This is a genomic window from Thermococcus sp. (assembly GCF_027023865.1).
In the GTDB taxonomy this organism is placed as follows: domain Archaea; phylum Methanobacteriota_B; class Thermococci; order Thermococcales; family Thermococcaceae; genus Thermococcus.
In genome coordinates this window covers 57358-69328 of the sequence record NZ_JALVUC010000022.1, presented here as the reverse complement: position 1 = coordinate 69328, position 11971 = coordinate 57358, and the positions used below count along the sequence as shown (strand labels likewise).

Genomic DNA, 11971 nt, shown 5'->3' with positions numbered 1-11971 from the left:
AGAGGAGGGCATTGGATAAACAGGATTGGGCAAGAATGGTGTGATTCTCAAACACTTGACGCTATTTTAAGGTTGTTCACCACAGCGAGGACTACCCTCTTTAAGTAATGCTCTTCAGAGAACCCCAAACAGTTCTTGGAGTGTAAGTAGTGCATGAGTGCGGCAATGAACATTTGAAACGCTATCAGTGCGTCCTCAAAGCCAACTTTGACGTAGGCTGTGATTCTCCGGGCGCCTTCCCTGAGAAGCTCGGCACAAGATTGGGTGTAGATCTCGCGTATACTCCTCATTCTCTCTCCGATAGAGAGCATATGAAAGAATATCTCGGCCCGGTACTCGGTTGAGTAAAACTCCATGAATTCCCTACCGAGCTGGAGGAGGTAACCTGCAAGATTAGGGTAGCTGATGGTTATGTAGGGGTCGCTGAGCGAGGGCATTGACATTATTGGCATCACTTCAAAAGCCAGCTCATTTATGAGATCCTTCTTGCTCTTGAAGTAGAGGTAGAATGTCCCTTTAGCAACACCTGCTTTGGCGACAATTTCATCTACCGTGGTCTTATCAAAGCCTTTCTTAGCAAAGAGCTCCATAGCTGCTGAAACCAACTTTTCTCTTATTTTTCCTGGGGACTTAGTGACCATTCAGGCACCTCTGACTACACGGTCATTATACACCTAGGCAATCATGGGCATAGAGGATTTTAAGCTTTTCTGTGATAAGAAAACAGGAAAATTAAACACTCACACAATCAAAGAACTGAGGAGACTATCTTCTCGTCTATCCTCGCAACCTCAGACAGGAGTTCCCCAAGCTCCCTACCAACAGCCCCGGCGAAGAGACCCATGTTCATGCCGAAAACATATATCCCATCGGGCATCTCTATGACTGAGAACTTGCAGGGCATCATCGCTGAGACCCAGCGGTTCTCGGGCTTGCTAACGGCCTTCGTGGCGAATTCCCTGTTGCAGACCTCGAGGACGGCAAACTTAAGCCCAACATTGTCCCTGAAGTCGTGCTCCCCTATAACAGTCCATCCAAGCTCTTCAGTTTTCTCCTTTATCCTCTGCAGGGTCTCCTCAAAACCGTATCTGCTCCTAGCACCCTTCACCACATCCCTCATCATATTTTCCATGCAGATCACCTAACTGACTAGTCAGGAAAAAGCCTATAAATAGTTTTCTTTCACTTTTGGTTGATAACCATGGCCCTGATGCTCGCCGGAAGGGTCGTTGAGGTCAAGGGCGATGAAGCCATAGTGGATGTCGAAGGCCAGTTCAAGGAGGCGAAGCTCGACTTTATCAAGGATGTGAAGCCGGGCGACTACGTGATGATCTACTATGGTATCATCCTCGAGAAGGTCAGCGAGGAGGAAGCGAGGAAAACGCTGGAGCACTGTTCCTACCACCACGAGCAGAGGGTGGAGATGACGTTCTCCTGGTTGAAAACCTGAGGTTTTAGAAAGGCTAAATAACAGCAGTTTGTATTTCTGGACGGTGAGAAAAATGTGTCTCGCGACCATCGCGAAGGTGCTGGAAGTTAACCCCGACAATGGAACCGCGTGGGTTGACTTTGGAGGGGTTAAGAGGGAGGCGAGAATAGACCTGATGCCCGATGTCAAGGTTGGGGAGTACGTCCTCATCCACACGGGCTTCATAATAGAGCGCGTCGATGAGGAAACGGCTAGAGAGATACTCAACGCTTGGGATGAAGTTTTCAAAGTTGAAGACGACGCCATTGGAGGCTATTATTACCCGGGTGATTGAGATGGGTGTTGAGGATGTAGTCAGCCCCTACAGGGACAGGGGTGTAGCCCGAAAACTCGTCGAGAAGATCAGAGAGGAGGCAAAGACTTTAGAAGGTGAGATAAGGATAATGCACGTCTGTGGAACGCATGAAGACACAATAACCCGCTCCGGAATCCGCTCGCTCCTTCCAAAGAACGTCAGGGTTGTCAGCGGGCCCGGCTGTCCAGTCTGCATAACTCCAGTCGAAGACATCGTGGCTATGCAGATGATAATGAAGAAGGCCAGAGAAGAGGGCAATGAGATTATCATGACTACTTTTGGTGACATGTACAAGATACCGACACCGGTGGGGAGCTTTGCCGACCTAAAGAGTGAAGGTTATGACGTCCGTGTCGTCTATTCAATCTTCGACACTTACAGGATAGCAAAGGAGAACCCCGACAAGACGGTCGTCCACTTCAGCCCGGGCTTTGAGACAACAACCGCACCGACAGCAGGGATGATAAACGCCGTAGTCAACGAGGGCCTGGAAAACTTCAAAGTTTACTCAGTTCACAGGCTCACACCCCAAGGGGTAGAGGTGCTGATAAAACAGAAGAGCAGGATTGATGCCCTCATAGATGCAGGCCATGTTTCAACGATAATTGGTGTGAAAGGTTGGGAGTTCCTGAGTGAGAGATACGGAATCCCACAGGTCGTTGCAGGGTTTGAACCAAACGACGTCCTTATGGCGATCCTTCTGCTTGTTAAGATGTACAAGGAAGGCGACGGAAGGGTCGTCAATGAGTACAAGCGTTCTGTGAAATACGAGGGGAATGTCGTTGCCCAGAGGCTCATTGATAAATATTTCAAGGTAGTGGATGCTAAGTGGCGCGCCCTTGGGGTCTTCCCGGGAACCGGCCTTGAGCTGAGGGACGAGTGGAAGGAACTTGACATCAAGAACCTCTACGACGTTGATGTGCCCAAGAACCTGCCGGACCTTGAGAAAGGCTGCCTCTGCGGTGCAGTCCTGAGGGGACTGGCACTCCCAACCGATTGCCCGCACTTCGGCAAGACCTGCACGCCGAGGTACCCAATTGGACCGTGCATGGTATCCTACGAGGGGACCTGCCAGATATTCTACAAGTACGGGGTTTTGTTCTAAACTAGGGGTTCAAAATTCCCCTATCGTTTTCAACTTTTGGTTTTGAAAACCTATAAAGGCTTTGATTGCAAAAAAGGAACCGGTGAGAGGATGAGGGCGTATCATCTTCACGTTCAGGGAATCGTTCAGGCCGTCGGCTTCAGGCCTTTTATATATCGCATAGCCCACGAGCACAACCTCAAGGGCTACGTCAAGAACCTCGGCGATGCTGGCGTTGAGATAGTGGTTGAAGGCAGAGAGGAGGAGGTAGAGGCGTTTCTTCGAGATTTGCACCGTAAGAAGCCGCCACTCGCGAGGATAGACAGAGTTGAGAAGAAAGAAATCCCACCCCAGGGCTTTTCGGAGTTCCATATTGAAAAAAGCTCGAAGGGAGGGAAGGAAGGCGACTCAATAATCCCACCGGATATAGCGATATGCGACGATTGCTTAAGGGAGTTGTTTGACCCAACCAACAAACGCTACATGTACCCCTTCATCGTCTGCACTAACTGTGGTCCAAGGTTCACGATTATCGAGGATTTACCCTACGACCGTGAAAACACGACCATGCGCGAATTTCCGATGTGTGACTTCTGTAGAAGTGAGTACGAAGACCCACTCAACAGGCGCTATCATGCCGAACCGACAGCATGTCCCGTCTGCGGGCCGAGCTATCGCCTTTACACGAACGATGGTAATGAGATAACCGGCGACCCGCTGAGGAAGGCGGCCGAGCTTATAGATAGGGGTTATATCATAGCTATCAAAGGTATCGGGGGGATTCACTTAGCATGTGACGCAACCAATGGGGAGGTCATCTCAGAGCTAAGGAAGAGAACCTTCAGACCCCAGAAGCCCTTTGCCATAATGGCCGATTCCCTCAAAACCGTCAGAAGCTTCGCTTATGTAAACGGGGGAGAAGAGGAAGAACTGACCTCATATAGAAGGCCGATAATAACGCTCCGCAAGAGAGAACCCTTTCCTCTGCCTGAGAATTTGGCCCCGGGCCTGCACACAATTGGCGTGATGCTCCCCTACGCGGGAACACACTACATACTCTTTCACTGGAGCAAGACGAAAGTTTACGTCATGACGTCAGCGAACTATCCCGGGATACCAATGGTTAAGGATAATGAGAAGGCCTTCAAAGAGCTGAAGAATATGGCTGACTACCTTCTCCTCCACAATAGGAAGATACTGAATAGAACAGATGATAGTGTGATTCGCTTCGTTGATGGCAGGAGGACAGTCATAAGAAGGAGTAGAGGGTTCGTGCCCCTGCCGATAGGGATTCCCTTCGATTACCGGGGCCTGGCCGTCGGTGCCGAGCTTATGAACGCCTTCGGCGTTGCCAAGAATGGGAAGGTCTATCCAAGTCAGTACATAGGAAACACCGGAAAGGTTGAAGTCCTTGAGTTCATGCGCGAGGCGATAGAGCACTTCAAGAGGATTCTCCGCGTTAAGAACTTCGACTTGATAATAGCCGACCTCCATCCTGCTTACAACACAACAAAGCTTGCTATGGAGCTTGCGAACGAGTTGGGTGTTGAACTCCTCCAGGTTCAACATCACTACGCCCACATAGCAAGCGTTTTAGCTGAGAAGAATCTTGAATCAGCGGTAGGTATAGCCCTTGACGGAGTCGGCTACGGAACCGATGGAAACGCCTGGGGCGGCGAGGTTATCTATTTAAGCTACGAGGATGTTGAAAGGCTGGCTCATGTAGACTACTACCCGCTCCCCGGTGGTGATCTGGCGAGCTATTATCCACTCAGAGCGTTGATGGGGATCTTGAGTAAAATATACTCCATCGATGAGCTTGAAGGCATCGTAAGAAAATGCTGTCCAAAGTCCATTGAAAACCTTAAGTATGGAGAGGTCGAGTTTAACGTTGTTCTAAATCAGCTCACCAAGGGGATAAACTTGGCGTACGCCTCCTCAACCGGAAGGGTCCTTGATTCCCTCGCAGTCCTGCTTAACGTCGCTTACAGGAGGCACTACGAGGGAGAACCCGCGATGAAGCTGGAGAGTCTGGCTATGGGGGGTAAGAACGATCTGAAATTCGAGGTGCCTATTGAAGGGGAACTAATAAAGGTTGAAGAGCTGTTCCCTCAGGCCCTTGACGTCCTTGATAGGGCTTCGCCATCGGATATTGCCTACTCCGTCCATCTGGCACTCGCAAAGGCCTTTGCAGAGGTCGTGATTGAAAAAGCGAAGGAACTGGGAGTGGAGGACATAGCCATGAGCGGTGGTGTTTCCTACAACGAGCTCATTGTGAAGACGATTAGAAAGGCCGTCGAGAGCAACGGTCTGAGATTCCACGTGACAACCGAAGTCCCGCGTGGAGATAACGGGATAAACGTCGGCCAGGTTTTTCTAGGTGGGCTTTACCTTGAAGGATACATGGATAGAGAGGAGTTGATGCTTTGAGGTGATAAAAGCGAATCTGGAGGGGGTGAAGATGGGAGAAAAGGTAAAGCTTGAACATGGAGCAGGTGGAGAAATAATGGAGGAGCTTTTGAGGGATGTGGTGCTGAAGATCCTGACCCTAAAGAGTGCCGGAGGGATAGGACTTGACGCCCTCGACGATGGAGCAACGATACCCTTCGGGGACAAACACATTGTCCTCACCATAGACGGCCACACGGTTAAGCCCCTCTTTTTCCCCGGAGGGGATATCGGTCGCTTAGCGGTCAGCGGGACGGTGAACGATTTAGCCATGATGGGGGCAAAACCCCTCGCCTTGGCTAACTCCATGATAATTGGGGAAGGCCTCGACATGGAAATCCTCGAGAGGGTTCTCCGCTCCATGAACGAGACTGCCAAGGAAGTCCCAGTCCCCATAGTCACAGGGGACACGAAAGTGGTTGAAGATCAGATAGGTATGTTCGTCATCACAGCGGGAGTCGGAATAGCTGAGAGGCCGATAAGCGACGCAGGGGCGAAGGTCGGGGACGTTGTCCTGGTCAGCGGGACGATAGGGGATCACGGAATAGCGTTGATGAGCCACCGTGAGGGCATAAGCTTTGAGACCGAGCTTAAGAGCGACGTCGCCCCGACATGGGGAGTCGTCAAGGCAGTAGCCGAAGCAATCGGCTGGGAGAACATCCATGCGATGAAGGATCCAACGAGGGCCGGTTTGAGCAACGCCCTCAACGAGATAGCAGGAAAGAGCAACGTCGGAATACTCATCAGGGAAGCTGACATTCCGATAAGACCAGAGGTTAGAGCTGCCAGCGAGATGCTCGGAATAAGCCCCTACGATGTGGCCAATGAGGGTAAAGTTATCATGGTAATTGCTAAAGAATACGCTGGGGAAGCCCTCGAAGCCATGAGGAAGACCGAGAAGGGCAAGAACGCCGCAATAATCGGCGAGGTCATAGGAGAATATCGCGGAAAGGTTCTCCTCGAGACCGGCATCGGCGGAAAGCGCTTCATGGAGCCGCCCGAGGGTGACCCCGTACCGAGGATATGCTGACCTTCCTTTTCTTTTGCAAAATCCGAAATAGAAATAGAGGACAGAATGCCAGTCAGTGCATCTCGAAGCCTTCCAAGGCCTTTTTCACTTCTTCAACGCCCGCCTCGTCCTCAAGCGTCGAGAGGTCGCCGAGGCTCTTTCCGCTCGCGAGGGCCTTCAAAACCCTGCGCATTATCTTTCCGCTCCTCGTCTTCGGCAGTTTGTTGACGAAGAAGACCTCGGCAGGAGCAGCTATCGGTCCAAGGGTCTCCCTGACGTAGTCTATGAGCTCTCCCTTGAGCGTTTCCCTCGGGGTGCAGTTCTGCTTGAGTATCACAAATGACACCGGAACCTCGCCCTTTATCTCGTCGGGCCTGCCTATTACTGCAGCCTCGGCAACGGCCGGATGGAGAACCAGTGCGTGCTCTATTTCAGCGGTTCCAATCCTGTGGCCTGAGACGTTGAGAACCTCGTCTGCCCTGCCAAATATCCAGAGGTAGCTCTCGTCGTCCTTCATCGCGTAGTCCGCTGGGTAGTAAATCCAGACCCCCTCGTCCGGCCTGCTGAAGCGCTTCCAGTATGTTCTTATGTAGCGCTCGTCGTTGCCCCAGATTCCGAGGAGCATCCCGGGCCAGGGCTTCTTGATAACGAGGTAGCCGCGCTCGTTAGGCTTTGCCGGCTTGCCCCTCGAGTCGAAAACATCGGCATCAACTCCAAGGCCGGGGAACGTGGCCGAGCCGGGCTTGAGGGGCGGCAGCTGTATTCCAGCAGAGGGGTAAATCATGTAGCCGCCGGTTTCGGTCTGCCACCAGGTGTCGATGATTGGACAGCGCTTTCCACCAACGATCTCATAGTACCACTTCCAAGCACCGGGGTTTATCGGTTCTCCAACTGAGCCGAGGAGTCTCAAACTTGAGAGGTCATGCTTCCTCACCCACTCGTCGCCGTAGCGCATGAGCATCCTAATCGCTGTCGGCGCGGTGTAGAATATCGTAACGCCGTGCTTCTCGATTATCTCCCAGGGCCTGTCCGGTTTGGGATAGTTTAAGGCCCCTTCATACATCATCACGGTCAGGCCGAGGGTTAACGGCCCGTAGACGAGGTAACTGTGCCCGGTAATCCAGCCGACATCTGCCGTGTTCCAGAAGAGGTCATCTTCCTTTATCCCCCACGCCCACTGCATGGTTTTAGCGACGTAGACGAGGTAGCCACCGGTGGAGTGGACTATACCCTTAGGCGTTCCCGTTGTCCCGCTCGTGTAGAGGATGAAGAGCGGGTGGTTGCTCTCGACCGGGACGGGTTCAACGTACTTTTCAGCGCCTTCCAAGAGGTTGTGCCAGTAGTAGTCCCTTCCCTCGACCATGTTGACCCCATCGGAGCCCCTCTTGAGGACTACAACGCTCTCAACGCTCGGGGTCTCGACGAGGGCTTTGCCCACTATCTCCTTGAGGTTGAGGATCCTTCCACGCCTGTAGAGGTAGTCCGCGGTGATGACCACTTTGGCCTTCGCATCGTTTATCCTCGTCGCCAAGGCCTCGGCTGAAAAGCCGGAGAAGACGACGCTGTGAATAGCCCCAATCCTTGCGCTGGCGAGCATCGCTACAACTACCTCCGGGACGAGGGGCATGTAGATAACTATCCTGTCGCCCTTACCAACGCCGAGGTTTCTGAGAACCGAGGCGAAGCGGTTGACCTCGCGGTAGAGCTCGTAGTAGGTCAGGGTTCTCGTTTCTCCCGCTTCACCCTCCCATATTATCGCGGCCCTGTTCCTCTTTCCCGCTTTTATGTGCCTGTCAAGAGCGTTGTAGCTCGCGTTCAGCTCCCCTCCAACGAACCAGCGGAAAAAAGGTGCCTTCGAGTCGTCCAAGAGTTTGTCCCATGTTTTAAACCAGTCGAGGACTTTCGCCTGTTCCGCCCAGAACTCCCCAAGGTCCTCGATGGACTTCTGGTGTTCCTCCCTAAAGGCCTGCAATGGAATATAGCGCTCCTTTAAAAATCCTTCGCCCACCTGCATGGCAACCACCCGATTTTTCGAAAAATGATGTTAGATTTCCTTAAAATTCTTTCGGCGATTGTCAAGGTGACAACCGACGGATGACGAAAATAGGTTGGGGAAGCTTGATTGGCCAAAAGCTAAAACGAAAATAACCAGTTGCCGAAATTAGGAGATGGAGGCTATAAGATCACAGGGAAAAACGAAGAGAGAGGAGAAGCCCCAAGGGAATTTGCCGAGGACTTGTTAAAAAGATCAAGGGGGCGTGTCAGAACGTCAAGTTTTCAAACTGTTCACCCGGCGATTATCCCCCAGAGCCGCTCTATCTGTTCTACTGGCTCGACTTCCTTTCCGTTCAGACTGTCGAGTATGAAGTCTTGGTTAAAGGATATTATTACATCGGGCTTAACCGGCAACTTCTCCTCAACCCCTGGGAGGGCCTTGTTGAGGACTAGGAAGTGCCTGAGGCTGAGGCTCTCGCTCAGGGAGGCTATCTTCTTCGACAGCTCAATGGACTCCACAGAAGGTTCAGCCACATCGATAACGACATCAACGTATTTATCAACGCCCCTACCGAAGTGCTCTATTCCCGCCTCGGTATCAACTATGATAACCTCATCCTCCTTCAGCCTTATACCCTCGAGGAGCTTTCTGGCCAAGAAGCCGTAGGGACAGGCGCAACCTTCTTCCGCTTCCTCAATCTTTCCAATCGTCAGAACCGCAAGATTGCCTTTCCTCGCAAGTATCTCCCCGGGAACCTCGTCGAGGGTCCATTTGAAAAGCTCCTCGTCGAGTTCTCCCTCTCCTTCAGCCGCCATGAGTATCTTGGCCCTCTTCTTTCCCCCCAGATGCTCAGCGAGCGTTTTGACCCTTGGGAGGCCGAGCATCCTGTAAAGACCGGGGTTTGACTCGTCGGCGTCTATGATTAGGATGCGATAGTCATTCCTAGCGAGATACTTTCCGAGCATCGCGCTTATCGTGCTCTTTCCGCAACCGCCCTTGCCGCTCACGAGAATCTTCATTGGTATCACCATTTAGTAGAAAAGTAGCACGCCTTATAAGATATTCGGTTCATACATTGTTTTTAACCATCGGTTCAGGAAAGGGGTATAAGCGAACGGGGGAAGTAAAAACGGTGGTGGGATGATAATCTCAAAGCCCTGCGTCACGATGAGGGGCGTTGTTATAGGAGCCTACTCCTGGGAGAGACAGGTAAAGGTGAACCTCGTAAAGACCGCCAAGTGCCTCAGGGAAAAAGGCTTCTCCGTGAAAAAGCTCGTCCCGAACATGATGCTCATCCTCGAAATGGAAGGCTACGAGGTCAGCGTTTACCCGAGCGGGAAGATAATCATCAAGCTCCTCGAAGATGCCGAGAGGGGAAGGAAAATCGCCGAGACGGTATACGACTGCGCCGGAATTCTGGAGGTGGTAATATGAAGATCCCGGACGATGTTAGGAAGGACATACCGCTGACGATCGAGGTCATATATTTCGACAACACGGCCACCTCCTTAACGCCAAAGCCCGTAATCGAGGCGATGGATGATTACTATCTGAGGTACCGCGCCAACGTCCACAGGGGCGTTCACAGGCTCTCCCAGATGGCGACCCACAAATACGAGGAGAGCAGGAAGATCGTGGCTGACTTCATCAACGCAGAGTTCGGGGAGATAGTCTTCACCAAAAACACGAGCGAGAGCCTTAACTTGGTCGCCCTCGGACTTGAGAACCTTTTTAGACCGGGCGATAAGATAGTAACAACCCCCTACGAGCACCACTCCGATTTACTCCCCTGGCAGAGGCTGGCCAGAAGGAAAGGCCTCAAATTGGAGTTCATCGAAGGTGACAACGAGGGCAACCTCGATTTAAGCGATGCCGAAAGGAAGATTAAAGATGCGAAGCTAGTGGCGGTTCAACATGTCTCGAACGTCCTCGGCGTTGTCCACGAGGTCGAGGAGCTTGGGAAGATGGCGAAGGAGGAAGGGGCGATATTTGTCGTTGATGCAGCCCAGAGCGCCGGTCACATGGAGGTTGACGTGAGGAAACTGCACGTGGACTTCCTGGCCTTCTCAGGTCACAAAGGGCCGATGGGCCCAACTGGAATAGGCGTCCTCTACCTCAACAGTGGGTTCTTTGATGTCTTCGAGCCACCGCTCATCGGCGGGGGGACGATAGAGGATGTGAGCCCCGATGGATACAGGTTAACGGAGCCTCCAGAAAGGTTTGAGGCGGGAACTCCGAACATAGGCGGCGCAATAGGACTGGCCGCGGGAATACGCTACATCCAGCGGATAGGCCTTAAGGGAATCGAAAGGCAGGAGAGGAAGCTCGTAAAGAGAACCGTTGAAGGCCTCGACGAGCTTGAAATACCGTGGTATGGGCCGGGAAATCTGAAAAAACACGCCGGTGTCGTCAGCTTCAACATCCCCCCGCTCCACCCGCACGACGTAGCGGCGGTACTGGACGACCACGGGATAATGGTTCGCTCAGGCCACCACTGTGCTTTACCAGTGATGAAAAAGCTCGGGATAAACGGAACTGTGAGGGCCTCGTTCCACGTCTACAACAGCCTTGAGGAAGTTGAGGCCTTCCTAGGGGTTCTTGAGGAGCTGGTTAGAAACCTGCGGTGAAAACGAAAAAAAGAGGGATCACTCCTCCGGCTTCGGGAGGGTGACTTCGACGCCCAAAACCTTCCACATGGCCTTGATCTGCTCGCGCATCTCGTCTATTGCCTCTGGCCTCTTGAACAGGTGCTTGAACCTGCCCTGTAACTTAAGGTATTCTTCGATGGGCTTCTTGAACTCGATGGCGACGACGCGACCGCCCTCACGCTTGACCTTGGCGCCTCCGCCCGGACTCTGTATTTTGATGTTGAAGAGGTCTCCGTTCTCGATCTCAAAGAGAGGCCAGACACCGGTCTCAATGGCGAGGCGAGCGATCTCGACACCCTTCTCGAGCGGGCTCTTCCAGCCGGTCGGGCAGGTGCAGTGCATCTGAACGAAGGCCGGGCCGTCGACCTTTGCGGCCTTCTTAACCTTCTTCACGAGGTCAAAGGGGTTTCCTATGCTCGCGGTGGCGACGTAGGGCACCTGGTGGGCAGCCGCTATAAGCGCAACCCACTTCTTGGGCTTGTCCTCACCGATTGAGAGCTTACCCGGCGGGCTGGTGGTGGTCCAAGCACCATAGGGGGTTGAACTTGAGCGCTGGATTCCGGTGTTCATGTAAGCCTCGTTGTCGTACATGACGTAAACGACGTTGTGCCTTCTCTCGAGCATACCGCTAAGGGCCTGCATACCAATATCGGCGGTACCTCCATCCCCACCGAAGGCGAGTATCTTGCCCTTCCTTCCAAGCTTCTTCCAGGCGGCCTCAACACCGCTCGCTGCCGCTGCCGCGTTCTCGAAGGCGACATGAATCCAGGGGGCCTTCCAGGCGGTGTACGGGAATACTGCGCTGACGACTTCCATACAGCCCGTTGCGTGGGCTATGGCGAAGGCATTGGGGTCGCCGAACTTCTCCTCCATGGCCTCGCTGAAGGCTTTAGTGACCAGCTTCATGCCGGTGGCACAGCCACAGCCAGCACAGGCGGCGTGACCGGGCGCCCAGTACTCGCGAGTTGTGATAGGGGGTTTTCTCACGGCCATCTTCCTCAC

At 52.8% G+C, this 11971-nt stretch carries 12 protein-coding genes; 7 read left to right on the top strand and 5 right to left on the bottom strand.

Annotated elements, in window-relative coordinates; all coding sequences use genetic code 11:
• Positions 1 to 47 precede the first annotated feature (47 nt).
• Entirely contained in the window at positions 48 to 641 is a 594-nt protein-coding gene (locus MV421_RS09140; RefSeq protein WP_297518230.1) for a TetR/AcrR family transcriptional regulator, read from the bottom strand.
• A gap of 107 nt (positions 642 to 748) precedes the next feature.
• Positions 749 to 1132, bottom strand: coding sequence for a DUF302 domain-containing protein (locus MV421_RS09135; protein ID WP_297421191.1), 384 nt, complete (start codon positions 1130 to 1132; stop codon positions 749 to 751).
• Between the two features lie 69 nt (positions 1133 to 1201).
• On the opposite strand from MV421_RS09135, the gene MV421_RS09130 reads away from it, so the two are divergent.
• The 5 genes from MV421_RS09130 (at position 1202) to hypE (ending at position 6346) form a co-directional block, all read left to right on the top strand.
• Positions 1202 to 1450: a HypC/HybG/HupF family hydrogenase formation chaperone gene (locus MV421_RS09130; protein ID WP_297503958.1), complete on the top strand. Its 249-nt coding sequence runs from the start codon at positions 1202 to 1204 to the stop codon at positions 1448 to 1450.
• A gap of 52 nt (positions 1451 to 1502) precedes the next feature.
• Positions 1503 to 1763 (top strand): HypC/HybG/HupF family hydrogenase formation chaperone, encoded by a 261-nt coding sequence (locus MV421_RS09125; protein ID WP_297421198.1) that lies wholly within the window; start codon positions 1503 to 1505, stop codon positions 1761 to 1763.
• 1 nt (position 1764) lies between these two features.
• A complete protein-coding gene (gene hypD / locus MV421_RS09120) occupies positions 1765 to 2889 on the top strand; it encodes a hydrogenase formation protein HypD (protein WP_297503911.1) in 1125 nt (374 codons plus the stop codon).
• A 90-nt stretch (positions 2890 to 2979) separates the two neighbouring features.
• Positions 2980 to 5298 (top strand): carbamoyltransferase HypF, encoded by a 2319-nt coding sequence (gene hypF, locus MV421_RS09115; RefSeq protein ID WP_297421188.1) that lies wholly within the window; start codon positions 2980 to 2982, stop codon positions 5296 to 5298.
• A gap of 31 nt (positions 5299 to 5329) precedes the next feature.
• Positions 5330 to 6346 (top strand): hydrogenase expression/formation protein HypE, encoded by a 1017-nt coding sequence (hypE, locus tag MV421_RS09110; RefSeq protein WP_297421186.1) that lies wholly within the window; start codon positions 5330 to 5332, stop codon positions 6344 to 6346.
• 52 nt (positions 6347 to 6398) lie between these two features.
• Here the strand turns inward: hypE and acs are convergent, their stop codons facing one another.
• Both acs and MV421_RS09100 read right to left on the bottom strand, forming a co-directional pair.
• Entirely contained in the window at positions 6399 to 8339 is a 1941-nt protein-coding gene (gene acs / locus MV421_RS09105; protein WP_297421184.1) for an acetate--CoA ligase, read from the bottom strand.
• A 272-nt stretch (positions 8340 to 8611) separates the two neighbouring features.
• Entirely contained in the window at positions 8612 to 9340 is a 729-nt protein-coding gene (locus MV421_RS09100) for a P-loop NTPase (protein ID WP_297421196.1), read from the bottom strand.
• A gap of 121 nt (positions 9341 to 9461) precedes the next feature.
• Between MV421_RS09100 and MV421_RS09095 the strand changes: the two genes are divergently transcribed.
• Both MV421_RS09095 and MV421_RS09090 read left to right on the top strand, forming a co-directional pair.
• A complete protein-coding gene (locus MV421_RS09095; protein ID WP_297421182.1) occupies positions 9462 to 9755 on the top strand; it encodes a hypothetical protein in 294 nt (97 codons plus the stop codon).
• Positions 9752 to 10948: a cysteine desulfurase gene (locus tag MV421_RS09090; RefSeq protein ID WP_297421180.1), complete on the top strand. Its 1197-nt coding sequence runs from the start codon at positions 9752 to 9754 to the stop codon at positions 10946 to 10948. The genes MV421_RS09095 and MV421_RS09090 overlap by 4 nt, the downstream gene beginning before the upstream one ends.
• An 18-nt stretch (positions 10949 to 10966) precedes the next feature.
• On the opposite strand, the gene porB is transcribed toward MV421_RS09090, so the two are convergent.
• Complete coding sequence (gene porB / locus MV421_RS09085; RefSeq protein ID WP_297421178.1) at positions 10967 to 11962, bottom strand: pyruvate synthase subunit PorB; 996 nt, start codon at positions 11960 to 11962, stop codon at positions 10967 to 10969.
• Positions 11963 to 11971: the final 9 nt, after the last annotated feature.